The following is a 26866-nucleotide window of genomic DNA, read 5'->3' as shown; positions in this document are numbered from 1 at the left end:
CAATCATGCGGTCGCCGATTGCAATCGAGCCGTTCGGAAACGATCTCGCATCGACGAGCGCGAATCCATAGGAAAGGGATGATGTGTCATGGTGGAACACCAACATACCGAATCGATCGACGCCCCGGCAGTCGAAGTCGTAGGCGTAAAGAAGACCTACGGCGAAGGAAGCGCCCAAACAATAGCCGTGGACGGTATCACGACACAGTTCACACGCGGACGGTTCACCGCAATCGTCGGACCATCCGGCTCAGGAAAGACCACGCTGCTTCATCTCATGGCAGGGCTGGATACGCCTGATTCCGGTCGAGTGATCGTTGATGGCCGAGATATCGCCGCATTGCCGGATGATACCCTCTCGGATCTTCGCCGCGACCGTATCGGGTTCATCTTTCAGGACTTCAACCTGTTGCCGTACCTGACGGCCGAACAGAACATCGAGCTGCCGTACACGTTGCGTCGGCAGAGACCTGACCGGGCAGCCGTGCGACGTATCGCCAGCGAGCTCGGCATCGCGGAACGGCTCGATCACAAGCCACAGGAGATGAGCGGAGGCCAACGCCAACGCGTCGCAGTTGCCCGCGCTTTGGTCGGCCGGCCAGCTGTCATATTCGCTGACGAGCCAACCGGGGCCCTCGATGTGAAGTCCTCGCGTCAGTTGCTCGCCATCTTGAGAAGTATGGCCACCGATCGCGGCCAGACCATCATCATGGTCACCCATGACCCCAACGCCGCCGCCTGCGCCGACCGTGCCTTGGTCGTACGTGACGGGAGCATCGCCGCAGACATTATGCATCCAACGCCCGCCGACGTGGTGCGTGCCTTGAATGAGGGCAGCGGAACTCTGCCTTCGGCTGCAACAGGGGAAGGGAACAAGACGCCGACGACATATGCCGACAAGCAGGGCGGAACGGCCACACTCTCCGCGTCGTCCAAAGGTTTGGGACAGGAGATGTCACGATGATGAGGCTCGCTTGGGAACAGATCAAACATGCGCCAGGCCGACTGGCTGCAGTGCTCATCGCAGTGGTTCTGTCCGCCGCGATGTTGGCCGGCACCGTCGTCTTCTCAGCCACCTCGAACGCCAGTATGGCTGCCAGCACGGCTGCGCCACTCAAACCCGCTGACTTGGTCATTGATGCCAACGGCAAGGACTCCGGCGGACTTGACTCCGACTGGGCCGACCAAATCTTAGATGACTCTGGCATCCGCGAGCAGGTTGCGGCAACCTCTCCATATTTAGCTGCCACCTTCACCGCCTACGGACAACAGGCGCGCGGCAGCGCCAGCGTCTACAGCATCTCCAGCGAGCCGACTCTGCGTTGGTTCGGTCTCAAACAAGGCCGCTGGCCGACCGGTAATGGTGAAGTCGTCATCTCTCAAGACACTGCCGACCAACTCGGCATCCGATCCGGTGACACCATTACCCTGAAAGCCACGGATGGCATGACCCGCACCGTCGCGGTCGTCGGCATCAACGATGTGACCTTCAAGCCGCTCACCGGCACCGATTACGCACTGTATGCTGATCCCGCCTTCTTCGGCGATACTGTGCCGGGCGACCTGCTGGTCAAACTCAAGGATCCGAATCAGGCAACTGCTCTCTTGCCACGATTGGCCCACTCTGCTGAGGCGCAAGGCTTCGCCGCCTTCACAGGTGCCGACATGACTCGCCAGGCCGCTGCCATGCTCGCCGGCGGCAGCACCCAGCTCACCGTCATTATGGCCGTGTTCGCGCTTATCGCCACATTGTGCGCGATGATGGTCATCTCCGGTACCTATCGCACTCTTATCGCCCAACGTGCCCGCGACATCGCGATGCTCCGACTTGTCGGTGCCCGACGTTCCGCCGTCCGCGCCATGGTGCTCGCAGAGGCCTTGTTCACCGGTATTATCGGTGCCGTCATCGGCGGCGTACTCGGCGCAGGTGGTGCCTATGCGGCGATGGTTGCCACCGGCCAAGCCTACGGCGGATTCGCCGCCAACCCGGCGCTGCTGGTCGGAGCACTTGCGCTCGCCGTTGCCTCCACCGTCATCGCCGCATGGACGAGTGTTCGCCATGCCACACGCATACCGCCTATCCGGGCGCTTGATGCTGCCGCTTCCGAGACTTCGAAAGTCTCCGATGATGGCAGACTAGAACATCGTCGTGCGATGCTTTGCGCTGCAATTGGGTTAGTGCTCGCCGTTCTTGGCGTAGCGCTGCTTTGGCTTGGCGCTGATCGCCATGCCATGCCGTTAGCTCTGGTCGGTGGTCTCGCTCTCGCTGCCGGACTTGTACTTGCTCTGCCAGTCATGATGGCCGCGCTCATGCCTGCTGCCGGTCGAATTCTTACGGTTGGTGGTCTATCCGGACGGCTCGCTGCATCGAATCTTATGGCGAACGCGCGTCGTGCCGGATCCACCATCACTGCCGTTGCCTTCGGCGTCACCCTCATCGCCGCACTTGCTTCGGCCGCCGCCACCGGACAAGCAACCATTATGTCCGACAACGAGCACCGTTATCCAATCTCCGCCGCCCTCGCCACACCCGACGGTACGACATTGTCCGACAAGGTGCTGCGGCGCACAGGCGAAGTGACTGATGCAGCCGGCACATATCCAGTGCGCACCGCAACCATTGACCACGCGCCCGATGGCGGCAAAGCCACTCCACAGGTGCTTGAGGTCATTCCCGACCAGGCAGCCTCCGTTTTCGCAGCGGACGATGACTGGCATCCCGCGCGGGATGGTGCCGATTCGGCCATGCCTGTCGCACTCGTTCACCCTCGGTATATGAAGGCCATCGGCGCCGCGGCGGGGGAGCAGATTGACCTTGAAGTCGCCGGCATGCCTTTCACAGTCGTGGCCCAGCCCTCCCAACTCACCGAATCGCCACGGCTGGCCGTCATTATCACCGATGCGCAGCTCGCCGCACTGCCCCAAGGAGAACAGCTCACCTCCCAACTTGTCACAAGCCAAGTATGGTTCAAAGCGCGCTTGGGTACAAGCCGTGCCCAGCTCGCGGCTCAGGTTAACCGGCTCGCCGTAGCTGACCCGGAAGCAACCGTCAGCGGTGGCATCGCCGAAAGCGCCGATATCCTTAACGTATTGAACCTGCTGCTCACGCTCTCCTACGCGATGCTCGCCGTCACCGTGCTCATCAGTCTCGCCGGACTGACGAACCAACTTGCCCTCGCTATCACCGAACGTTCCAGGGAGATCAGTATGCTGCGAGCGCTTGGCACCCGACGCAGCGTCATACGCGGCTCCATCGCTTGGGAAGCGCTCGTCCAGACCGTTTTCGGCACGGCAGTGGGCTTGGTGGTCGGCCTGCCGTTGGGCGTCGCGGGCGTCAAGGCGCAGATCGGCGGTATGACACGGTGGTTCGCAGTCTCACTGCCTTGGGCGCAGGTTGCTGTGCTGGCCGTGGTTTTGATCGTCGCCGGCCTGATTGCTTCGGTTATTCCCGCTCGCCACGCCACCCGCATCCAACCTGCCCAAGGTCTCACCAGCTGAAACGGTATCGACTTCCCAGAGCCCTCCCTCTGGGAAGCGCCAAATATACTTTCCGTCGATTCCGAAAGCCTCAACGCCTTACGGCAACAGCGTATTGCACAGTGCATCTGTCGACATTTGCGTACAGGGATCCCGTTACATGTGTTGTGAATGGGGAATCGTGCTGTAATGGCCTTGTCCCTGTAACGGAATGGAATCGCGGAAGGAATCATGATGTCGATAAGCGAGCAATCCAGCAACACCATCGGCATGCGTCTGATGACGTTGCTGTTTGGCGGCAGGTTACCGAAGCCGAGAGCATATGATTTGCTCACCGACGACCATCCCTATCGCTTGTACTGGGGCAATGAGCCAGCGCGTTGCAAAGCAATACTGCGCGGCGTGGTGTTTGTCGCGGTGTGCTTCGGCATCATGATCGTTGGGTCGGCCATCGTGATGGTTCCCATGATGATGTCGGCGCTCACTTTATCCGCTGATAGTGCGGCAGCGACGGCGACCGATACTGATGCATTGATTGACGATATGACCATGGATATGCGGTCGCCCGCTATGATTGCCACGTCCGCAATGCAACTGGCGGGAGCCATCATCGCCTACATCATCACCGTGCGGGTTATGGAACAGCGGAAAAGCCCCGTCGAATTGCAGTGGCGACGACTGGTTCCTGATCTGCTGTGCGGCATGGCGTTCGGATTCGTGGCGATCAGCGCTTCTGTGCTGGTGATCGCGATGTTCGGAGGCTATCGGATCGTCGGAGTCAACGGCGGATACGATCCGTGGGCGGACCTGTTCCTTATGGGTGTGGTCGCCGGCGTCTCCGAGGAGATCATGATGCGCGGCGTGCTGTTCCGTCTGGTCGAGGAGTGGGTAGGCACGTGGGGCGCGCTTGGAATCTCGGCTTTTGTGTTCGGCATCATGCATTGGGGTAACGCCGACGGAACATTGTGGGGAAGCATCGCTATCGCTATCGAGGCCGGAGTGTTGCTTGCCGCTGTGTATGTTGTTACGCGCTCACTGTGGTGGTGCATGGGCTTGCACTTCATGTGGAACGTGACTGAGGGGCCGATTTTCGGTTCGATTGTGTCTGGCAACGGCAATCAACAGTCTTGGCTGATCGCGCAATGGGGCGGGCCGGACTGGCTGACCGGCGGGCGGTTCGGGCTCGAAGCCAGTGTCATCCCTGTCATCCTGCTCGGTGCGGTGTCGGTGCTATTGATGCACTATGCACGCCGCTGTGGCATGATTGTCGCTCCACTCCGGGCTCGCAAACGCATGCTCATTGCCCAAGCCGAAGAAATCCGCCGTCGGCAAATGACCGACTGACTTTTGACCGTGGTGATATTAGGCTGAGAGGTTATGAGCGATGTGACGACTGTGACGGTGCGGGGACTGTATGAGACACTGCTGGGACTGTTGGGACCGACCCACTGGTGGCCGGCGGATTGCCGGTTTGAGATTGCCATGGGAGCAATTCTTACGCAGAACACCGCGTGGAGTAATGTGGAGCGTGCGCTCGGCCGGCTCAAAGCAGCCGATGCGTTGCATCCGCAAGCTATCGTCGAACTGCCGGCAGACGAATTGGCCGAGTTGATTCGCTCCGCCGGCTACTGCCGCACCAAAGCTGGATATCTGCAATCATTCTGCGCATGGCTGCTACAGGTGTGCGATGATCAGGATTGTCTGGATGACGATCGTCTGCGCCGATGCGTGGATGATAGAACGGATGACGAATTGCGTGCGGAGCTGTTGTCCATCCGAGGCATCGGCGGCGAGACGGCCGACGATCTTATGCTCTACGTGTTCGACAGGCCGGCGTTCATTGCTGACCGATATGCGCGCCGCATGTTCGAAACATTGGGCGTGCGTGATCTCAAATCCTCCTACGAAGGATTCCATGCACGGGTGCAGCCACATGTGGACAGCTGGTCGGTCGAGGATCTGAAGGAATTCCACGGGCTGATTGACGAGTTCGGCAAAACCTGCCGTAGCGAAACGGATTGGCAGGAATCGGTGTTAAGCCGTTATCGGCTGACATTTGAGAAGCTCGAACATGTGGAGCACGAGTTCGGCCCTGTGTGGAATGCTGACTCGCGAGTGTTGGTGTTGGGATCCATGCCAAGTCCGAAATCTCGGCAGATGAGGTTTTATTACGGGCATCCGCAGAACCGGTTCTGGCCGGTGATGGCCGCCATATTCGACGATGATTCCTGCTTGAATCCAAACGGTGCAATAAGTGCGGACGCATTGGTGGAGGCGCGACGGCAATTCGCATTGCGCCACCACGTTGCTTTGTGGGATGTGGTCGCCTCCTGCGACATTGCAGGAGCCAGCGACGCCAGTATTCGCAATGTGGTGCCCAACGACATCGCCTCCATCGTTGCGCGCTCGAATATCACCCACGTGTTCACCACAGGTGCTAAAGCGGGGCAGCTCTATCGAAAACTCTGCATGCCGGCGCTGGCCGCAGCAGGCTTCAGGGAGCTGCCGATGGACGTGCTGCCATCAACCAGCCCCGCCAACGCCGCTATGTGCCTCAACAGATTGGTCGATGCCTATCGCTGCGTGGCGGATTGCGCTGTTCTCTCGCAGTGATGCCCATGTGCGAGAGCCCGACGCATCACTGCTTCGTGTATGGCTGACGCGACTTACATGGTCTGTGTGGCTGCTGAAGAGGCAGATGATTCATCGGCCTTGACCTTGTCGATGGCGACAACAATCGCCACGACCAGTGTTTCCAACGAGTCATCGTAGATCGTCACTTCATAGGTGTCGCCCCAGCTCAGCCAACGCTTGGCGACTTCGGCCACAAGAGCACCACCACGGAGAACCTGGAAGTTCATATCCCACCAGTCGCCTTCGACCTCAAGGCCTTGGGCATCGATGCGATATTTCGGTTTGAAGAAGGTGAATTCCTTATCGATGCTGGCAACGGGGGAGCCGCCAACCAGCACATCGAAATGCGGCATTACACTGAACACCTTCTTCTCGATGGTCGCAGCTTCGAAGCCTGTGCGCGCATCGACAATACGAAACCGCTTGGGAATGCTCATAAAACTGCCCTCAACGGTGAAGCGCGGATTTCCGGCTGCGTCGCTGACCGTGAACTTTTCACCAATCGAAAAGACCTTCTGCTTGATATACAGCTGCTGCATGGCCGTTTCCCCTCCATTGTGAGTGAATGCAATCTGAATATAATCCGAGTGCAATCCAGTGTATTGCCGGATAAGAAACGGCACACGCATGCGTGAGTTTTCAGCATTACAGCAGTCTGGGCAATACGGCGGCAATATCATCCTGGATTTCGAACCCTTGCTGTACATCCGCCGCATCAATACGCGCATCATCCATATTGACACGAATCAAAGGAATATCGAACATGGCGGCGATCGCTTCAAAGGGGAACCGGATGATGCTGGGCGTATTCCAGCCCACGCCGAACTCCAGCAGCACCGTCGGCACGTCGGGGCGCTCCTGCAATTGCTGGATGAAATGATTGTATCGACGTTGCGCCGCATACCAAGCCTCATCCTGCACAAAATACTGGTCGCAACGCAAGTGCACCATCATCGGACCGCCGCACACCGGGCAATGCGGCACCAAGTCGCCCGGAATCGCACAATCCACGGTTCGCTCCAGCATCACCGGAACCAACGTGTCCAACGGGTAGATGCGTTGATGGCAGCCACGCATGCATTGCATGAACCCGTAGTCGCCTTGCGTGGCAAAAAACTGGAACGGGTCGAATCCGGCTTTTGCAAACTGTGCATCCACGTTCGTAGTGAGTACGAAGTAATCCTTGTCGTGCATGCCGTCCAACAGCTGGCGGTAGAGCGGCATGGCCGGTGGTTCGTAACGGCACAGAGCCACGTGCTTGGCCCAATACGCCCAACGTTCCGCATCGGTGGGGTAGGGGTAGAACGATGAGGAATACAAGTCGCTGATGCCGTATTTGGCGATCCACGGGCCGAAGTTCGAGGTGAACCGTTCGCCGGAATACGTCAGTCCTGCTGCCGCGGACAGGCCGGCACCTGCGCCGATAAGCACGCGCTCACTGTTCGCGATGAGCTCTCGCGCTTCGGCAAGTATGGCATCGGCATCATTATGGATTATGTCAATGTGATTGTTGTTATGGTCGGTTGCCATCGAGAAGGTCATGGTAGATGCTTTCATCCTTGTCGCCGAACACGGTAAAAATCACGTGCGTGACGCTGCCGTCGGTATGTTCGTCAAGCCATGCGCGCACGGTGCGCACGGCGATTTGTGCGGCCTCATATTGCGGGAATCCGAACACTCCGGTGCTGATGCAGCACAAGGCGATGCTTGCGCATCCCAGACGCGCCGCCTCGTCCAAACAGTGGCGGTATGAGGATGCGAGCTGCATGCGGTGCTCATCGGTGGGCGCTCCGTTCACAATCGGGCCGACGGTGTGAATGACATATCGCGCCGGCAGATTGTAACCTCGTGTGGATTTCGCCTGCCCTGTCGGCTCCGGATAACCTTGGATCCCCATCAGACGTGCGCATTCCAAGCGCAGTTCAACACCTGCGAAGGTATGGATGGCGTTGTCGATGCAGCTGTGGTTCGGGGCCCAGCAGCCGGTCATGCCGGAATTGGCGGCGTTCACGATGGCATCGGCTCTCAGCGTGGTAATGTCACCGCGCCAGATTGACAATCGCGCATCTGTTGCGGTGCGGGGGAGTGTGTGCACATCGGTGATGCCGTGCCGTTCGATGATGTTTTGTAATACGCGATCCTGCAATGTGAGGAATTCCGGTGTGGCCTCAATCGGGGCACGGGTGTTCACCAGCGCACGGAATTCATGCCATAGTTGGTCGAAGTTTTGTCCGTCCAGTTCATGATCTGTCACGCGCAAACCGCGTTCTTCGACCAGATATCCGATCAGATTGCGCAATGCTTCATTGAGCTCAATATCAGTCATCACGTGTTCCTTCCCATCGTCCCGAGTGAAGCCTCATTTCGTCATTCTGAGTGACATCTCATTTTGTCATCCCGAGCGAAGTCGAGGGATCTCACGCGAGATGCCTCGACTCCGCTCAGCATGACATGGCATAGGGAACATACGGGACAGCGAGCGGCGCGGGCGGATTAATAGCGTACGGAAACGCGTTCGCGAGTGTGGCCGCCATCGGCGATGAGATCGACCATAGCAATGGCGTAATCCGCGTAGCTGATCGTGCTGACACCGTTTGCGTCTGCGGTGAACTCTTCGCCGGCCAGCGTGTACTTACCAGCGCGTTCGCCGTCAGCCTGGAAATCGGCTGCGGGGCTCACGTAGGTCCAGTTCACGTCATCGCGCTTGCGCAGTGCGACGAGCTGATCGCCCTGTGCGTTGGCGAGCGGCTTGAACTCATCCGGGAAGGAATCGAGGTCCTTGACCTGCGTGGTGTGGGTGGCATCCAGATACAGGCTGCCGGCACCGCCGACCACGAACAGGTGAGTGTTGGTGCCGGAGAGGATGTCGGCCAGATGCATCAGCGAGGTGGTGTGCTGGTCGACCGTATCCGCAGTCCAGGCACCGAACGCATCCACGACTGCATCGAAGCCCGCGAGATCGGCGGCGGTGAGGTCGAAGAGATCCTTGACGATTGCGTTGCCGGCTGCGGTTTTGTTTTCGCCGCGCACCACGGCGGTCACGTCGAAGCCGCGGTTCACGGCCTCCTCGACAATAAGCTGTCCGGCCTTGCCGTTTGCTGCGACGACTGCGATTTTGGTCATGATGTTCTCCTTGTGATTGACGTTGTTTGGTTGACATCACATACGATAAATGAAGTACAGAGTTTTTGGGAAGTAGGCACAATAAAGTGCTATACTTACCAAAAGGGAAGTATTGTGTATTTGCAACGAAAAGTAGAGGTGTGATTATGACCCAAGAAACGGCGCTTCCGGCGTGTCCTGTAGAGACGACTTTGATGCTTATCAGCGATCGATGGAAGGTGTTGATCCTGCGTGACCTTATGGCCGGCACCAAACGGTTCGGCGAATTGCAGCGTTCGATCGGCAAGGTGTCACAGAAGGTGCTCACCGCGAACCTTCGCACCATGGAGCACGATGGGCTCGTACATCGTGAGGTGTATGCCGAAGTGCCGCCGCGCGTCGAATACTCGCTTACTGAAACCGGCAGGAGCCTGCAACCTATCGTCGATGCGATGAAGGCATGGGGTGAGCAATACCAGCGTGATCATGGTGCCCGATAAGCCAAACATGGCATAGAACTCCCGAACGTTGCAGCGGATAGTGTGGGAACTTCGTTGGTGATTCATTTGCTTGTTCAAACGTTTGAATATAGAATGGCCGCAACAGGAAGTCAATACAAACACATGACTTCTGACAATGCCGACGAAAGGAAGTTCAATGGCGATCTACCATGTTGCCCAACAGGCCGCGGTCCATGGCGAAGGTACCGAAAGCGCGCCGTTCGCGACCATCAACGAAGCTGCGGCCATCGCGCTTGCCGGCGATGACATCGTGGTGCATGAAGGCGTATACCGTGAATCCGTTGATCCCGTGCATGGTGGCGAGAGCGAAGACAAGCGCATCGTCTATCGCGTGGCGGATGGCGAGCATGCCACGATCACCGGTGCCGAACAGGTTTCCGGTTGGCGGCGCGACGACGTCAATCCGAACGTATGGATGATCGAGCTGCCCAATGCGATGTTCGGCACATTCAATCCGTTCTCTCGCACCGTGTTCGGCGATTGGGTGGTGGACTCGAGCTCGCACGCCGCCACTTTGCGTCGGCAGGCGCAGGGCGATGCTGGGCTGGCTCAGGCGGAAGTCGCTGCGCGGCTGGACGGCAGCGAGACCATCGTTCAGGATGGTGCGGAAGGTGTCGTAGACGTCGCCGCTGGCGAAGCCGCCAAGGCCGCAGGCGATATTTTGGCCGACTATCCCGAGCCTCCGGTATGCCATCTGGGCGACGTGTATCTCGACGGCAAATCCCTGTATGAGGCGTTCTCACTGGCCGAAGTGCGCGATCCTCAGCCACGCATCACCGGCCATGACCATGGTTCGTGGGTGGATGCGCTAATCCCGGACCGGGAAGGCACCACCCACGTGTGGTATGCCGAAGTGCAGGGGGATGCCAACACCGGCACCACTACCATTTGGGCCAACTTCCAGGGTGCGGATCCCAATGAGCATCTCGCCGAGGTCAGCGTGCGCGAAACCGTGTTCTACCCGACCCGCCCGCAAACCAACTACATCACCGTGCGCGGCTTCGAACTCGCGCAGGCCGCAACCCCATGGGCGCCGCCAACCGGCGACCAAGTCGGCCTGATTGGCCCGCACTGGTCGCGCGGCTGGATCATCGAGAACAACGACATTCATGATGCGAAATGCTCCGCCGTCTCCCTCGGCAAGGAAGGCTCCACCGGCAACAACGATTGCACGGTGACCCGTCGCAAATCCGGCTACCAATACCAGATGGAAGCCGTGTTCAAGGCATTACGCTTCGGCTGGCACAAGGGTGTGGTCGGAGGCCATATCGTGCGCGACAATGTCATTCACGACTGCGGACAGAACGGCGTGGTGGGGCACATGGGCTGCGCGTTCAGCGTCATCGAGCACAACCACATCTACAACATCGCCACCAAGCACGAGTTCTGGGGCCATGAGATCGGCGGCATCAAGCTGCATGCCGCGGTCGATACGGTGATTCGCGCCAACAACATCCACGACTGCACGCTGGGCACCTGGCTCGACTGGCAGACGCAGGGCACGCATATCGACCGTAACGTCTACTGGAACAATACGCGCGACCTCATGGTCGAAGTGAGCCACGGCCCATATACTGTGTCCAACAACGTGTTCGCCTCACCGCTTGCGCTTGACGTGTTCTCCGACGGCGGCGCGTACGTGAACAATCTCATTGCCGGTCAGATTCGTCTGATTCAAGTGCTCGATCGTTCCACGCCATATCACTTCCCCCACACCACCGAGGTGGCCGGGTCGATGTTCGTTTACGGCGGCGACGACCGATTCCTCAACAATTTGTTTGTGCTGCCTGCAGGTGCCGCGCCAGAAAACGACGATCAGCACGGCTGGTGCTTTGTGGGCCATGGAACGCGCATCTACAACGTGCGCGCGCTGAACTGCGGAATGCGCGGAGTCGGCGAACACGGTGAAATCCCGGCGACACTTGATGATTACGAGCTACTGGCCGACCAAACGGTGACCGGTGATGAGGAACAGTTCCGCGAAGTGCCGCAGCCGGTGTTCGCCCGCGACAACACCTACCTCGGAGGCGCGCGTGCGCTGCTGGGAGAGAACGGCGCGCTGGTGCATGACGCCGAGGCTACGGTCACCGTGGCGCCTGACGGCGACATGGTGGCACTGACGATTGGGCTGGCCGACAACACTGATGATGCTGATGCAGGGGCATTCGGCACCGGATCGGTGGTGCGCACCTGCGACCTCGGCACGCCTCGCGTGGTCGAGGAACGGTTCGAACAGCCCGATGGCGCACCGTTCGTGTTCGACACCGACATTATCGGCGGTCCGCGCGGCGAGCGTTCCTCGCGCGGACCGGTCGCCACGCTGGAGCTCGGCCAGACCACAGTGATCTGGCGTTAGCGAACCAGATGCGTGGACTCTCGTTGCGCCAGCGTGAAATTGGCAACCAGACGTTGCGGTGGTGCAACGAGAGTCGCCGCGCCTTTCGACGTTGCGGATTCGATGCGTGCGACCAACAGATCCAGCGCCTTGCGCGCATAATCGCCGTAGTCAATGGCGATGGTGCTGATGGACGGCACGGTATAGGCGGTTTCCGCAATGCCATCGAACCCGATGAGTGCCACATCGTCGGGAACGCGAATCCCGCAATCGGCGAAACCGCGTGAGGCGCCCATCGCCACAGTGTCGTTCATGCAGAACAGGCCATCTATGGCAGGATTGTCGCCTCCCACCAGTCCTGCGTCCGCGAGCCGGTGTGCGGCAAGACGTGAATCCTCATAATCCCAAGGGCAGGGGATAACCGAATCGGATGGCAGCGAGAGTCCCGCCTCGGCAAGTGCCATCGTGCAACCGGCCAATCGTTGATTGCAAAACGCAGTATTGCTCGAATCGGCATGATCCGGTCGTGGCGGATTCGCACCGAGCACGGCGATACGGTGACATCCCACACTCAGCAGATGCCGTACGGCGGCTTGAGCGCCCTCAAAACTAGGCGTCACCACGGCATCGAATAGCGGCTCGGCGGCGAAATCCTCACACCACACCATCGGTTTGGAGCCCACGAACGCTTTGATTTCGGCGGGGGAGACGCTGCTGGGGCTGAAAATCAGACCGTCGCAGAACTGGCTGGTCACCTGCTCCAACGAACGCAGCTCCCCTTCGCGCGAATTGACGGTTTGCTGGACGATGGTGTTCAGTCCTCGCTCGGTGGCCTCGCGGGTAAGAGCGGCCGCCAGCTGCATCGGCTGGCAGATGGCCAAGCCGTATACGGCCACGCCGATAACGCCGTTGCGACCGGCTTTGAGGATGCGGGCCGATAGATTCGCCGCGTAGCCAAGTTCCTCGGCCGCGCGTTGCACGCGGGCGACGGTATCAGGCTGGAAACGGGGGTCGCCGCGCAGTACATAGGATACGGTGGACGGGGATACGCCGGCCCGCTCCGCCACATCGCGCAATGTCGCCATATCGCCTTCCTGAAATGTTGGTGATGCAGTCATGTACACAGTACACGGCACGTATCCTCGCCATGGTTGGAGCATGCTAGTTGTAGCGCTATAATAATAACGTTACATAGGCAAGGTCGCGCATCGTGCGGCCTAAACAGCGCGATATAGCGCAATATAGGGAGACACTGTGGTCGATATTCGCAATACCGTTATTAAAACTGATGCGCAGGGACGATTCTTATGGGGCAATGGCGTGGTGCGCATGGTCTTTGAAGCAGCGCCCGACGCTCCGGTAAAACTGGTGGGGTTGTCCGGCCGAGGCATGACGCCGGCGAGCCTGGACGCTCCTGCGCAGCGCGATCCGCGGCCGATCGTCGAGGTCGTCGCCACCGCCAGCGGCGCAAGCGACAACCGTCTGCGTCTGATCACATCCGTGGCCGGTTCCAAGCTGCGATTTGTTGAGGCCACGGCTGCGGATCCCGCCCGTGACGGCGAACCGTACCGTTTACAGATCGTTCAACGCTCATCGGAAAGCGCCCTTGTTGTGACGTCGGTGTTCGAGGCCTATCCTGGCCTGTCCGCCGTGCGCACACATGTGCAGATGAGCTCGTCGGAACGCTGCCCCGTGGAGGCAGTGTCCTCGCTGAGCCTGACCCTGCCGATGGATGCGAACCATACCGATGTCGATCATGCACGCATTCTGTGGGGCGAGGGGGCATGGTCCGCCGAAAACGATTGGCATATTGCCCGTCTGCGCGACACCGTTGTGCGAGACCGCAACCTGCGCATCAACCCCGGCGAATCGTCATCGCGTTTCGTGCAGCGATCGGCATCGACTTGGACAACGGCCGAACGGCAGCCCGCCGGTATCATCGAAGCGTTGCACGGCAACGACAAGGATGCCGACGCGGCTTTCTCGCTGATGTGGCAGATCGAACACAACGGCGCATGGGAATGGGAGGTCGGTGAAAACGATCCCGGTCTGCACATCACCGCCTTCGGCCCGGAGGACGACGACCATCAGTGGTTCACGGCTTTGGGCGAAGGACATGATTTCACGTCGGTGCCGGCCAGCTTCGCCATCACCGCCGGTGACTGGCAGCAGGCGGTGGCCGAAATGACGTTGCAACGCCGCACCCTGCGCCGTGTCAAGGCTGCAGAGCTTGGGCGTTCGGCACAGTTCGAGACCAGTCAGGGGCTGGTCATCTACAACGACTACATGAATACATTGTTCGGCGACCCGCGCCTGGACAAGGAACTGCCACTGATCGAAGGCGCGGCCAAGGCCGGTGCTGACATATTCTGCATTGACGCCGGCTGGTACGACAGCACCGACGGCGGCTGGTGGGATATGGTCGGCGAGTGGGAACCCTCGACCAACCGTTTCGGCAAAGCCGGCCTAGCCGGTGTGGCCGAAGCCATCCACGCCCACGGCATGGGATTGGGCCTATGGCTCGAACCTGAGGTGATCGGTGTCAAATCACCAATGGCCGACCGTCTGCCGGAATCCGCGTTCTTCCAACGCCACGGTGTGCGTGTTGCACATAGCGGCCGGTATCTGCTTGATTTCCGCTCGCCACAGGCCCGCGCCCATGTGACCCGCACCGTCGACCGGCTGATTGACGAGTTCGGTACGGTGTTCTTCAAATTCGACTACAACACCATCCCCGGCGTCGGTAGCGATTTCGAGGCTGAATCCCAGGGCGGCGCGCTGCTCGACCATTGCCGTGCCTACCTGGATTGGCTTGACGATGTGCGCCGCCGGCATCCGGATGTCATGATTGAAAACTGTGGTTCGGGCGCCATGCGCGCTGACTTTGCGCAACTGCAACGCCTCGATCTGCAATCCACATCCGACCAGTGCGACCCGCTGGTGTATGCGGCCATCGCGGCCGGAGCAGGCATGACGATCCTGCCTGAACAGCAAGGCAACTGGGGCTACGCCCAGCAGGAAATGGATGATGAGACCGCTGTACTCACGCTGGCGGCCGGCGTGCTGGGGCGTCTCTATCTGTCTGGATTCATCAACCGGATGGACGATACGCGCTTGGCATTGGTGCGTGACGCCATCGCCCTGCATCGTCGCGTGCTCGCCGAGCAGGAGCATCTGGTGCCGTGGTGGCCGGCAGGACTGCCCGATTTCAACGGCGATTGGCTGGCCAGTGGCCTGCGTCCGTTCGACGGGAAGGCAGGCGAATCCGACGGATATCTTACCGTCTGGCGTCGCGGCGGCAACGACTCAATCGACGTGACCGTGCCCGAAGGCGCACGTCTGGAACAGATCTTCCCCAACCCGTCCGATGCCGCCCATGCGCCTGAAGCCAAGCCCTGGGGCGTGGACGTGGTGGATGAAACCACCGTGCGTCTCACCGCCTCCGCTGTCGATAAGCCGTCGGCCCGCATCTTCCGTTTGGTGCGGTAATGCCCTGCTTGAGATGTTGACGAGCCAACATCAATGATGAATCCCGTGGAACCAATGAAAAAGGCCACGGGATTCATCAATGCAGTGGTGCATAAGTGATGGCATAGGTGATGCCTCTGGCAGGTCGTATGATGAGTGCCGCAACGGTTGGTGGGATATAAAGAATCGAGGATTATGGCGCGGCATATCGGTATGAACCAGCCTGACGTGCCCCATTATCGGCGGCACTGGCGAGTGATTGCTGCCACTATGGTGGTGACGTTGATCATCGCCGCAAGCGCCGGAATGCTGATGTGGCGTCATTTCGGCGGCATTCCCTCGCTGGATGGCGTGACGGCTGCACCGCAAAGCGAAACGGAAGCACGATATCCCAAGCTCACCTCCAGCGTCGATTACGACGGCGATGGCATCGATGATTACACCGATATCAACCAAGGTGCTCAAGCCGATTCAGCCGCCAAGCCGACTTACGATTCCGGTTATTATGAGGGTGGTTATCCGCCGGACGATCGGGGCGCCTGCACCGATGTGGTATGGCGCGCATTCAAAAACGCCGGATACGACCTCAAGGCCATGGTTGATGCGGATGTCGCCGCCGATCCGTCATCCTATGCTGCAGTGGCACCTGCTCCCGACCCGAACATCGACTTTCGCCGCACCGGCGTGCTTAATGTGTTCTTCGGCAAATACGCGCAATCCCTAACCACGGACACCGCCGACTATGCGCAATGGCAGCAGGGTGACATTGTCGTATTCCAAACAACCAAGCACATCGGCGTCATCTCCGACAAACGAGACAGCAAAGGCACCGCATTCGTCAATCACAATATGGGCCAGCAGCAACGCGAAAACGATTATCTGGCGTTTGCGAAGCATATGAATGTCACCGGCCACTACCGGTGGGATGCGAGCCAAGTGCCGCAATCCGTGCTGCGAGCATGGCAGGAATAGATAAATAGCCGATACTCACACCACGGTTGCGGCGAGCTTGTACACGGCAATGGCAACAGCGCCAACGGCCACAATTGTTTTGAGCTGAAGTGCATTGATACGCTGCGCGTTGGCTGCGCCGACCAGCGTGCCCACACCGTGCGCAATCAATGCAGCGGGCAGCAGCACCCACGTGGAGGCGGCAATCATACCGGAGGCGAAATAGCCAATGGTGGCGGGAATGGCAATCACCACGGAATCGATTAGCGACATCGCCACAGCCCTGCGCGCAGGCACGCCGAATGCCAGCAGCAGCGGAATGACCAGAACAGGCCCGCCTGCTCCGCTTGCCGCGCATACGGTGGCGGTCGTCAAACCGATGATGAACAGAGTGATATGCCCGATGTGCTTAGCCGGTTGCGAGGCGTTATGAGCATCGTCGCGATTTCTATGCGTCAGCGACGTGACCAATTGAACCAGCACTGAAGCGCCACTGACCAACACCACCAGATACAGTATGACGGTCAGAATGCCGGCCGGCAGCATCAGTCCAATACGTGTGCCGGCTATGGCACCGATGGCACTGCCGGCCAGCAACGCCGCACAAGGTTTGAGCGGCAGGTCACCGGTTTTGCGATATGCCGGGCATCCAAGGGAACCGGATACCAGGAATGCCGCGAACGATAATGCCAATCCTTCAACTGGATGCAGACCAAGAAAACCGGCATAGAACATCGGCAACAGGAATCCCGCGAATCCCGTCAACCCGATGGACAAACCAATCACAGCATTTGCGAGGATAACCAGCAGCATCGTCGTCACAGTGCACGCCCTCCCATCTTGTCGGACTTCTTCGCCTCAGCAAGATTGTCGAGATATGCCTGATAATCATCCGCTTCAGACAGAATCGCCTGTTCATCCAAAGTGAGCACCTGACGGTCACGCATGAGCAGACGACCATCCACGATCATGTCACGTACATCGGCGGCACTGGCACATTCCACCAGCGAATTGACGATATTGCCGCTCGGATACATGCCGGGAGTGCGCAGATCCACGGTGATGAGATCAGCCACCGCTCCAGGCTCGATGACGCCCGCATGCTCCAAACCCATGAACGTGCATCCATTGACGGTCGCCATATTCACAATGACGTCGGCGGGCATCACGGCCGGATCGGCGATGGGGATGCCGCGCACCACGTTCATTATCGAACGAAACAGCCGCATCTCGGCCCACAACGACAATCCACCATGGGCCGCACCATCCGAGCCCAACCCCTCGACCACGCCGCGCGAACGCAGGCTCGGTGTTTCGGGAGCAGCCTTGCCACAATTGGAGAACGGACAATGACAGGTTTTGACCCCATGCTCCACCAGCAGATTCTTCTCGTTTTCCCCCAGCATCAGGCAATGCGCGCCTAGGAAGCGATCGGAGAGCACCCCCAGGGAATTCAAATATTCGAACGGGCGCATGCGATGATGCTGCAAACAATGATTGATCTCGCCCGCATACTCGTTCATATGCGCTTGCAACAGCGCGCCACGCTCAGCGGCATGATGCGCAGTACGCACGATAAGCTCCTCGGAACAGCTCATCAGCGCGCGCAACGCATAAGCCACACGCACACGCCCATCAGCAGCACCATCCCAACGCTCATAGAAAGCATCGGCGTTGGATACAGCCTCATCCGTAGTGGTGGCGATACTGTCCGGCAATCCCGGCTGATCCATGGTCGACAGCGACAACACCCCGCGCAATCCGGAATCGGCGTACACGGCTGCGGCCTCATCCATGAAATACGAACCGGCATCCACAAAACCCGTCGTGCCGGACTTAATCATCTCCAACGCGCATAATTTGGCAGAAAGCCGCATCAACTCCGGTGTGAGCGTGGATTCGAACGGCAGCATGATGCGCGTCCAAATCATCGGCAGCTCATCGAGCACCCGACCGCGCAACAACTGCTGGCCGGTATGCGTATGGCAGTCCACTAAACCGGGCATAACCAGCAGATTCGTGCCATCGATGCGCGTTGCAGCGTCGAGCTGCATATCGTCGGATTGCGTCGGGCGCACGAAAGCAATGCGGTTTCCACTCACGCCCACAGTGGTATGGCGGCGCACACCGGCGGCATTGGGCAGCAGCACGGTGGCGTTGGCAATAAGCATATCCAGCATGAAAACTCCTTATCGAAAAAGGCGGTTGGCGCGCATCAGATCGCACCGGTCAAGGTCAGCAGGCCTTGTGCGATCAAGCCGGTGATCACGAACGAGCCGGTCATGAACACCACGCCGACCACAATCATCTTCCACCCCTGCTTGACGAAGAACCCCAACTGGTCGGCCACTCCGATACCCGCGAAAGCACCAACCAAAGCAAGCGGGGCGGTCAGGTTGATGACGTTCACCGAGGCAACCACCATGTCTTGAATCGGGCTCCAGGGGCCGGCCGCGAGCAGTCCAAGAATCGACACATAGGCCACGATGGGCAGTTTGAGCGGAATCAGTTTGGTGCATGCCATACCGAGCATCGACAGCACGAACAGCACACAGACCCCAGGCAGACTTGACAGCGGGCTGACGTGGAATCCCACAAAGTTGGCAAGAATGATGCCAACGCCGGCAAGTGCGAACAGGAACGCCCATTCGCCGACGCGCATGCCGCCGTTGACGGGTGCCGAGGATTTGGAGGCATTGTCTGCACTCTTATCTGTGCCGTTGGCAGCGTGCATTGCATCGGACTCGTGGCGAGTATCGTTATCGGTCAGCACATCACTCGGTTCATGACGGCGTGCGGCGAACCACGGTTCAAGCTTGCGATACAGGAACGCCGTCAGCGGCAATGCCACGAACATGGCCAGATAGACGCCGTCGATACCGGCGATGGTCTGCGAGGCGCTCGCCAATGCGGTGATCTGATCGGCCTGATCGGGATAGATGGCACCAAGGGATCCGACGGCGGCCGCCATCATAATGCCTGCGCCCACACCCGATGCCAAGCCGAGGGCCAGGGGGTGCAACACATTGAATGCCGCCACGATGCTGGCCATCAGACCGAAGTAGATGGTTCCCAACATGCCGCCAACCACATAAATCGACAGGCTGCCGCGTGCCTCGGGGCTTTCCGCACCATACACATCCGTGGTGACGGCAAGATTGGTTTCACGGTTGATCGAGCTTGCCGCGCCAATCGACTCACGCTTCAAGCCCAATGCCAGCGCTACAGGCAGTGCGATCGCAATGGTGAGTATGTCACCGAAGGCATGCGAGAACAAAGCCGGTCCAGCAGACACCACAGTGTCAATCGAGGCACCGGCTGCGATGCCGAGCTTGGCGATGAACGGACTGATGGCCACGATCACCAGTTTGCTGGCCGCCTTCACCTGCGTTCCGTGGAAAATCCTGAGCGCCGATGGGCCGGAAAGAATGCCAAGAACAATAGCGTAGAAAATGGGGAACAGAATAAGCTGCCCCGGCCCGATGGGGATGGAAATCTGCCCGATAAAACTGGCGATCAAGGCGATGATCAGTGCGACGATATAGATCATCCACTCGGCTCGAATACGCGCGCCCAGTGACATGTATGCGTATCGTACTGGTTGATGTGTGTCGTTGTGCTTGTTAGCCATGACCGCTCCCGCTCTCGTTTTCTCCTGCTCTGCAATCGCCACCCTACAGATGCGTCGCATCACGCAGGGCATTGTACCCAGCATGTCCGAATTGCGTCATGGTTTTGAAGCGCACAAGACCGACACAGGGAGTAGGGTGGCAACGGCACAATGCATATGCAACCAAATACGTGAATGAAGGGAAGCATGCCATGTCGATGAAAGACACGTTGAAAAAAGCTAAGATCGCCGCGATGAAGGCCAAGGACAAGGCCAAGCTCAATCCGATCAACCTGACGCTGGCGGATATCCAGAACATGGAGATCGCCAACGGCCACGAAGCCACCGACGAAGAGGTGCTGAAGGTTATTCAGAAGGGCGTCAAAACACGTCGCGACACCGCCAAACTCTATGAGGACAAGGGATTGGCAGACAAGGCCGCTCCCGAAACCGCCGAAGCCGATTTCCTCGAGACCTTCCTGCCGGCCGCCGCAACCGATGAGGATTACGCCAAAGCCATCGCCGATGCAGTGGCCGAAGTGAATCCTGCCGGCCCCAAGGACATGGGGCGTGTGGTCAAGGCGGCGCGCGCCGCGCTCGCCGGCAAAACCATCGACGGCGGCAAGCTCGCCGGCCTAGTCAAGGCAGAACTCAACAAGTAGCCTGCTGGCCTTATTGCTGTAATGCGATGTAACGGCCGGTAAGACTGTCTGGGTTGGCGGCGATGGCTTGCGGGGTGCCCGTGGCGACGATGCGTCCGCCGGATTCGCCGCCTCCCGGGCCCATGTCGATAGTCCAATCGGCGTTGGCGATCAGATCAAGATCATGCTCGATGACGACAACGGTGGCACCGGCCGCCACCAAACGGTCGAATACGCCCAGCAGCACTTGCACATCCAACGGGTGCAAACCAATGGTCGGCTCATCGAACACGAACACCGCATCCGACTGCGCCCGGCCCATTTCGCTGGCAAGCTTGAGCCGCTGCGCCTCACCACCCGACAGTGCGGGCGTCGGCTCGCCCAATGTCAGATAGCCCAAACCAAGATCATGCAACGTACGTAGCCTGGTTTGCACCTTCTTCAACTTACCGGTGGCGAGCAGCGCCTCGTCCACACTCATCGCCATCAATTCTGGAAGACTGTGGGCTGCAGAAGCGTGCTCATCGAATGAGCAGCGAATCCGCTCAGCATCAGCGGCATACCGCGAGCCTCGGCAATCCGGGCAATCAATCGTCACGTCCGGCAAAAACTGCACATCCAGCGAAATCGAACCGGTGCCATCGCACGTTGGGCAACGCAGCCGGCCGGTGTTATAGGAAAAATCGCCAGCCTTGAATCCGGCCTGTTTCGCCGCATCCGAACGCGCGAACGCGCGACGCAAATCATCATGAACATCGGCATACGTGGCCACCGTGGAACGCACATTCGCCCCAATAGGGCTCGAATCAATAAGATTCGCACGTGCAATGCCCTGGGCTTGCACATCAGCCACATGCGTAGGCAACGCCTCGCCTAAGGCTGCCGCCCGCAACGCCGGAATCAGCGACTCCAACACCATCGTGGTCTTACCCGACCCAGACACACCGGTCACAGCCACCAAACGTCCACGCGGAATATCAACCGACAACGGCTTAACCGTATGAATCGCCTTGGTGTGCATACGAATATGCCCATGTGCAAACATGTGCTCAGGCGAAACAATCCCGCGAATACGCCGCTGGCCGGATACTTCGATAAACGGTGCGATGCGAGAGTCCGCGCTCGCCGCCACCTCGGCCACCGACCCCTGCGCAATCACATGCCCGCCATCAGCACCGGCCACCGGGCCCATTTCAATAAGATGATCACAGGCAGCCAGCACGCGCGTATCATGATCGACCACCACCACGGAATTGCCATCCGCCTTCAAATCACGCATCACACCCAACAGGCCGTCCACATTCGCCGGATGCAAACCAATCGACGGCTCATCCAACACATACAGCACACCAGTGGTGCGATTGCGCACGGCACGAGCCAACTGCACACGCTGTCGCTCACCGGTAGACAGCGTCGACCCTGCACGATCAAGCGCAAGATAGCCCAGGCCAAGCTCCAGCAATCGACGTGCCACATCAAGGAATGATTCGCCGATATTGCGCGCCATCGGCCGCATCGCCTCAGGCAAGGTATCCGGAATTCGTCGCACCCAGGCCACAGCCTCGTCCAACGTCATGGCCGAAGCCTGCGCCAGATTCAATCCGTAATCATCCGGATTGTCCGGTTTCCCATCGCCCGTCGCCAGCCGCGCGGCGACGGAGGCATCCGCCCAATCGGCACCTACGCGAGGTTCTCTTGCCGCGGCGGACAGACGCGTACCTCCACAATCCGGGCACGGCCCCTCCGTCAGGAATTTGGCCACACGCTTAAGACCCTTCTCATCCTTCGCCTTGGCCAGCGCATTCTCAACCGTATACACCGCGTTGTAATACGTGAAATCCAGTTCAGCGAAATCATCGCCCTTCTTCGGCCGATATAGAATATGCTTCTTCACCGCCGGGCCATTGAACACAATGTCGCGCTCCTCGGCCGTCAGCTCGCGAAACGGCACATTCGTGCGCACACCCATCGCACCGGCCACCTGTTTCATTAGATCCCACATCAACGAACCCCAAGGCAGCACCGCGCCATCATCGATGGACTTGGATTCATCCGGCACCAAGGCAGCCCGATTCACCGTACGCACGATACCAGTGCCCGAACAGGTGGGGCAGGCGCCGGCCGAATTGAACGCCAAATCCTCCGCGCCCGGCACACGCATCGTCTCGCCACAATTCGCGCAAACAATGGGACGCTCAGCCGCCACATCCAACGTAGGGCGGTGATAGGTGCCGCAATGACCGCAGCGATGCGACGCAAGCCGGGAGAACATCAGCCTCAGACTATTGAGCAGTTCGGTCATCGTGCCGAAAGTGGAACGCACACCCGGCACAGTAGGCCGCTGATGCAACGCCAACGACGCCGGCACATGCAACACCTCATCCACACTGGCACGGCTCGCTTGCGTAAGTCGACGCCTGGTATAGGTGGACAACGCCTCCAAATACCGTCGCGACCCCTCGGCATACAACACACCCAAAGCCAGCGAACTCTTGCCCGAACCAGACACACCCGCAACGCCGACAATCTCATGCAACGGCACATCCACATCGATGTTCTTGAGATTATGCACGCGCGCCCCACGTACCTCAATGGTCCGCGGCATAGCTTTCGTATCGTCAACTAACGGAGAGTTTGCAAGGTTCACAATCGCATCAGTCATACCCACACCGTATCTCGTGCCGTTCCCGGCACGTGGGGGGGAAGAACAGTACAGCGAAACTGATGGTTAACGGGTTAACGTTGTGGTGCGCTCGCCGGCTTGTGGCAACGAATGATGAGATGACGGTTGTTGCTATCGCTGGTGGCGAACAGGGTGGTGTCGCCGCCATCTTTGAGCTTGAGCTTCTTGCGCAGCGCTGCTACGGACAGCGGAACATTGCGTGCGGTGATATTGGCGTGGGTCAGGCCGGCGAGCGTTGCACGCAGCTCCTTTTTGCCCATTGTGCTCGCCGCGTCGATTACGAACTCTCTTCCAGGAAAATTGGCCACAGCCTCATGTGAGATGAACAGATGCGAATTGGGGGCGATTTGCGTGACGCCAAAGCGTTGCTCAAGCATGGCAAAGCAGCCCGCTTTCATCACCGAGGCGTTCGGCTCGTATAGATGCCAGCCAGCGATGTTTTCAGATGTCATATCGATTGCAGCGGCATCGCAATGTGCTGCGTTTTCGGAGGTTATGGCTTTGTTGGGAGCGACTTCTAGGCACTGGTCGTCGTTCACACACACCAGTCGCGGAGCGTCGCAGACGTCGCGACCCAATACCAGCAGCAACTCCTTGCACTCATTCGCCGCGGATACGATATGCACTTCGCTTACCGCACCCTGAAAGTCGGCCACGGTCTTGCGCCAGTCCAGCATGGGGGAGAGCTTGATCATCACATGTTCGGCCTTGGCCAGCAGAGTGTTCTTCAAACCGAGCGCATCGGGTGCGCAGTCGGCAATGGCGTAGGTGCGCGCCCCATGCGCATCGCGACGGGCCGGATCAAGAAAAATCAGCGTAGCCTGCGGCATGGATTGCAGATACTGTTTGGCATCCGCGTTGACCACATCAACATGCTCCAAACCAAGCGCCGCCATATTGTGCTCGGCCAGCGCACATAGATGTTCCTGCCTTTCCACATAGGTGGCATGATCGAATGCACGTGCCATATAGGAGCAGTCCACGCCGAATCCGCCCGTCAGATCCACCAGACTCGTCTCGCTCGCCTGCCCAATAAGCCGCCTCGCCACATTCATCTTGTAACGCGCGGTGGCTTCCGACGAGCATTGCTCCATCGACAGGTGCGGCGGATACCAAATATCATCGTGAGCCGCCCAAGTGGGCAATTTGGCGCATGCGGTCTGCCAACCGGCGATCTGATCCAATGCCAGCGGCAGATCCACGTCATCATCGTGTTTGGCATGCAATGCCAGATTACGCACGTTCTCTGCTCGATGACGTGCGACGAATGCCCGGGTTGCGTCAGAAAGGTTCACGGTGCCATTGTACGGGTTCCACCCCAAGGAAGTGACCATGGATGTGCCATGAAAGCACGCCATAAGCGTCGGCGTAATGTGCTGAAATGGAGTTGGCGATGAACGGATGATGGGGAGGCGTCATGATCGAAGAAGTCTTTATGCTCAGGCATGGGCGTACGTCATACAATCTTGCCCGCCGCCTGCAAGGGCAGATCGATGTGCCCTTGGATATTGTGGGGCAGTGGCAGGTTGACCAATCCGCCTTCGCTCTGGCCAAACGCCTGTACTGGGCCAAGGTGAGCGCGCAGGCCCTGCACCCCGAACGCATCGCACAACCTGGTGCAGGTGCCGCCGAACAAGTTGACGTGACGCAATATCAGGAGGCGCCGGCTGCGGCACGACGCATGGTGGTGATGAGCTCCGACCTGTTCCGCGCCCAGCAGACCGCGCACGCCTTCGCAGACATTCTTGGTCTTGACGTGGTGGTTGATGCCCGTCTACGTGAGCGCAGCTTTGGCCAATGGGAGGGCATGACCCGCGCGCAGATTCAAGCCATGGATCCTGAGGCCTACGATTCTTGGAAACACCACACGGGTGGGGAAACCAAGTATGGCGTGGAGAGCCGGGCCGAAGTCGGTTCGCGAGGCTCGCAGGCGCTGTATGACATCATCGCCGAATTGGAATCGGGCGACCAACGCGATGTGCCGACCACACTGATGCTGGTATCGCATGGATCTTGGATCACCAGCACCATCGCGCACCTGATGGATATGAATCGCGACGGGTTGAATGTGTTCGGAGCGCTGCGCAACGCCTTCTGGTGCAAGCTATCCGTGCGTCATAGCATCAACGGCGTGCCCGTTGAACGTCCGCTGTTTGATGTGGACGAATACAACAAGGGGCCGGCAATCGCCGACGACGCCGATTGGGAAAACGGGCCAGCCGATCTGCGCGGGCCACATATGCCCGCTTGGAAACCAGTGACATGGTGAATATCTGCTTGCCGCTATGCCAGATGAACTGTACCGAGTGAACAGAGGACGAATTCTTGAAGCATACGGCGTGGAAGTCGTGACCACGGGACTACACTTAACACGGTTTGCGGCACTGCACATATCAATGCGTGGAATAAAACCGCAAGGGATGTACGCGGACAGGCATCGCAACAAACGTACGGTGCGAAAGGCGGGTGAGAGACGACATGCTGAGAGTGTTCAGTTCAATCAATGGCCAAGTGGAACAGGTTGACAAACCGGAAAACGGCTCATGGTTGTGTTTGAGCGAACCCACCGATGTGGAGCTCGCCACCGTCGCCTCGCAAACCGGCATTGATCTGGCTGATTTGCGCGCCCCGCTGGATGACGAGGAACGTTCGCGTGTGGACGTCGAGGATGAGTACACGATGATCATCGTCGACATCCCCACCGTCGAAGAGCGTGGCGGACGCGATTGGTATGAAACCATCCCTCTGTCGATTATCGTGACCGAAAACCTCATCATCACCGTATGTATGCAGGACACCCCGGTGCTCCACCCGTTCATGGAAGGCACAATCCGCGGATTCAACACGTTCATGCGCTCACGGTTCATCCTGCAGATTCTGTACCGCAACGCCACCATGTATCTGCGTTATCTGCGCATCATCGACCGTGAAAGCGACAAGCTGGAACTGAAGCTGCGCCACTCGATGCAGAACCGCGAAATCGTGATGCTCATGGAACTGAGCAAAACCTTGGTGTATTTCACCACCTCGCTCAAATCGAACGAAATCGTGATGGAAAAGCTCACCACCATGCAGCGCATCAAGCAATACCCGGACGACGAGGATCTGCTTGACGACGTGATCACTGAAAACAGACAGGCCATCGAGATGGCCAATATCTACAGCGGCGTTCTTGCGAATATGACCGATGCGTTCGCTTCGATCGTGTCGAACAATCTGAACAATGTGATGCGCATCTTCACTATCATCTCGATTACCCTGTCGATTCCGACGCTGATTTTCTCCATGTACGGCATGAATTTCGACGGTAGCATGCTGGGCATGCCGCTTACTGATAAGCCGTGGGGTTTCGCAGTCATTATCGTTATTTCGGTGATCATCTCCGCACTGGTGACCTGGTTCCTCACCCGTTCGCGCATGTTCAAGTAGCATGACACATTGTGC

At 58.9% G+C, this 26866-nt stretch carries 21 protein-coding genes and 1 pseudogene; 12 read left to right on the top strand and 10 right to left on the bottom strand.

Features of this window, described 5'->3' with window-relative positions; all coding sequences use genetic code 11:
* Positions 1-88: 88 nt before the first annotated feature.
* From G1C95_RS07785 to G1C95_RS07765, 5 genes and pseudogenes are all read left to right on the top strand, one after another.
* Complete coding sequence (locus tag G1C95_RS07785; protein ID WP_169172385.1) at positions 89-964, top strand: ABC transporter ATP-binding protein; 876 nt, start codon at positions 89-91, stop codon at positions 962-964.
* Positions 961-3498 carry an FtsX-like permease family protein gene (locus tag G1C95_RS07780; RefSeq protein ID WP_169172384.1) on the top strand — a complete coding sequence of 846 codons (2538 nt, stop codon included), beginning with the start codon at positions 961-963 and terminating at the stop codon, positions 3496-3498. Before G1C95_RS07785 ends, G1C95_RS07780 begins: the two co-directional genes overlap by 4 nt.
* Before the next feature lie 210 nt (positions 3499-3708).
* Positions 3709-4821 carry a CPBP family intramembrane glutamic endopeptidase gene (locus G1C95_RS07775; RefSeq protein WP_169172383.1) on the top strand — a complete coding sequence of 371 codons (1113 nt, stop codon included), beginning with the start codon at positions 3709-3711 and terminating at the stop codon, positions 4819-4821.
* Positions 4822-4854: 33 nt separating this feature from the next.
* Positions 4855-5370, top strand: a pseudogene (locus G1C95_RS12570) (endonuclease III domain-containing protein); the annotation flags it as partial.
* Between the two features lie 156 nt (positions 5371-5526).
* Entirely contained in the window at positions 5527-6090 is a 564-nt protein-coding gene (locus tag G1C95_RS07765; protein WP_169172507.1) for a DNA-deoxyinosine glycosylase, read from the top strand.
* A 53-nt stretch (positions 6091-6143) separates the two neighbouring features.
* Here the strand turns inward: G1C95_RS07765 and G1C95_RS07760 are convergent, their stop codons facing one another.
* From G1C95_RS07760 to G1C95_RS07745, 4 genes are all read right to left on the bottom strand, one after another.
* On the bottom strand, positions 6144-6650 hold the full coding sequence (locus G1C95_RS07760; protein WP_169172382.1) for an LURP-one-related/scramblase family protein: 507 nt from the start codon (positions 6648-6650) through the stop codon (positions 6144-6146).
* A gap of 106 nt (positions 6651-6756) precedes the next feature.
* The gene (locus G1C95_RS07755) at positions 6757-7653 is read right to left on the bottom strand and encodes an SIR2 family NAD-dependent protein deacylase (RefSeq protein ID WP_169172381.1); all 897 of its coding nucleotides are present in this window, start codon (positions 7651-7653) and stop codon (positions 6757-6759) included.
* Complete coding sequence (locus G1C95_RS07750; RefSeq protein WP_169172380.1) at positions 7625-8437, bottom strand: protein-ADP-ribose hydrolase; 813 nt, start codon at positions 8435-8437, stop codon at positions 7625-7627. The genes G1C95_RS07755 and G1C95_RS07750 overlap by 29 nt, the downstream gene beginning before the upstream one ends.
* A gap of 167 nt (positions 8438-8604) precedes the next feature.
* Complete coding sequence (locus tag G1C95_RS07745; protein WP_169172379.1) at positions 8605-9234, bottom strand: NAD(P)-dependent oxidoreductase; 630 nt, start codon at positions 9232-9234, stop codon at positions 8605-8607.
* Between the two features lie 146 nt (positions 9235-9380).
* On the opposite strand from G1C95_RS07745, the gene G1C95_RS07740 reads away from it, so the two are divergent.
* Both G1C95_RS07740 and G1C95_RS07735 read left to right on the top strand, forming a co-directional pair.
* A complete protein-coding gene (locus G1C95_RS07740) occupies positions 9381-9713 on the top strand; it encodes a winged helix-turn-helix transcriptional regulator (RefSeq protein WP_169172378.1) in 333 nt (110 codons plus the stop codon).
* 157 nt (positions 9714-9870) lie between these two features.
* Entirely contained in the window at positions 9871-12090 is a 2220-nt protein-coding gene (locus tag G1C95_RS07735; protein ID WP_205832759.1) for a right-handed parallel beta-helix repeat-containing protein, read from the top strand.
* On the opposite strand, the gene G1C95_RS07730 is transcribed toward G1C95_RS07735, so the two are convergent.
* Complete coding sequence (locus G1C95_RS07730) at positions 12087-13154, bottom strand: LacI family DNA-binding transcriptional regulator (RefSeq protein ID WP_169172377.1); 1068 nt, start codon at positions 13152-13154, stop codon at positions 12087-12089. The genes G1C95_RS07735 and G1C95_RS07730 overlap by 4 nt on opposite strands.
* A 169-nt stretch (positions 13155-13323) precedes the next feature.
* Here G1C95_RS07730 and G1C95_RS07725 point away from each other — a divergent pair, with 169 nt between their 5' ends.
* Together G1C95_RS07725 and G1C95_RS07720 are read left to right on the top strand one after the other, a co-directional pair.
* Positions 13324-15558 (top strand): beta-L-arabinopyranosidase, encoded by a 2235-nt coding sequence (locus tag G1C95_RS07725; protein ID WP_470287743.1) that lies wholly within the window; start codon positions 13324-13326, stop codon positions 15556-15558.
* 174 nt (positions 15559-15732) lie between these two features.
* Positions 15733-16509 carry a DUF1287 domain-containing protein gene (locus G1C95_RS07720; RefSeq protein WP_240947488.1) on the top strand — a complete coding sequence of 259 codons (777 nt, stop codon included), beginning with the start codon at positions 15733-15735 and terminating at the stop codon, positions 16507-16509.
* Positions 16510-16524: 15 nt separating this feature from the next.
* Here the strand turns inward: G1C95_RS07720 and G1C95_RS07715 are convergent, their stop codons facing one another.
* The 3 genes from G1C95_RS07715 to G1C95_RS07705 are packed head-to-tail and all read right to left on the bottom strand — an operon-like array spanning position 16525 to position 20119.
* The gene (locus G1C95_RS07715; RefSeq protein ID WP_240947499.1) at positions 16525-17301 is read right to left on the bottom strand and encodes a sulfite exporter TauE/SafE family protein; all 777 of its coding nucleotides are present in this window, start codon (positions 17299-17301) and stop codon (positions 16525-16527) included.
* A gap of 5 nt (positions 17302-17306) precedes the next feature.
* On the bottom strand, positions 17307-18668 hold the full coding sequence (locus tag G1C95_RS07710) for an amidohydrolase family protein (protein ID WP_169172375.1): 1362 nt from the start codon (positions 18666-18668) through the stop codon (positions 17307-17309).
* A 35-nt stretch (positions 18669-18703) separates the two neighbouring features.
* A complete protein-coding gene (locus G1C95_RS07705; RefSeq protein WP_169172374.1) occupies positions 18704-20119 on the bottom strand; it encodes a DUF3100 domain-containing protein in 1416 nt (471 codons plus the stop codon).
* 191 nt (positions 20120-20310) lie between these two features.
* Between G1C95_RS07705 and G1C95_RS07700 the strand changes: the two genes are divergently transcribed.
* Positions 20311-20760 carry a GatB/YqeY domain-containing protein gene (locus G1C95_RS07700; protein WP_169172373.1) on the top strand — a complete coding sequence of 150 codons (450 nt, stop codon included), beginning with the start codon at positions 20311-20313 and terminating at the stop codon, positions 20758-20760.
* A gap of 10 nt (positions 20761-20770) precedes the next feature.
* Here G1C95_RS07700 and G1C95_RS07695 read toward each other — a convergent pair whose 3' ends face one another.
* Positions 20771-23401 (bottom strand): excinuclease ABC subunit UvrA, encoded by a 2631-nt coding sequence (locus G1C95_RS07695; protein ID WP_169172372.1) that lies wholly within the window; start codon positions 23399-23401, stop codon positions 20771-20773.
* Between the two features lie 74 nt (positions 23402-23475).
* Positions 23476-24717, bottom strand: a complete 1242-nt coding sequence (locus G1C95_RS07690; protein WP_335341422.1) for a THUMP-like domain-containing protein — start codon at positions 24715-24717, stop codon at positions 23476-23478.
* A 122-nt stretch (positions 24718-24839) separates the two neighbouring features.
* On the opposite strand from G1C95_RS07690, the gene G1C95_RS07685 reads away from it, so the two are divergent.
* The gene (locus G1C95_RS07685; protein ID WP_169172370.1) at positions 24840-25691 is read left to right on the top strand and encodes a histidine phosphatase family protein; all 852 of its coding nucleotides are present in this window, start codon (positions 24840-24842) and stop codon (positions 25689-25691) included.
* 209 nt (positions 25692-25900) lie between these two features.
* Positions 25901-26851 (top strand): magnesium transporter CorA family protein, encoded by a 951-nt coding sequence (locus G1C95_RS07680; RefSeq protein ID WP_169172369.1) that lies wholly within the window; start codon positions 25901-25903, stop codon positions 26849-26851.
* Positions 26852-26866: the final 15 nt, after the last annotated feature.

Origin of the sequence: Bifidobacterium oedipodis (assembly GCF_012932425.1) — a bacterium.
In the GTDB taxonomy this organism is placed as follows: domain Bacteria; phylum Actinomycetota; class Actinomycetes; order Actinomycetales; family Bifidobacteriaceae; genus Bifidobacterium; species Bifidobacterium oedipodis.
Note: the sequence above shows the minus strand (reverse complement) of the source record. Positions and strands in the feature narration are given on the sequence as shown.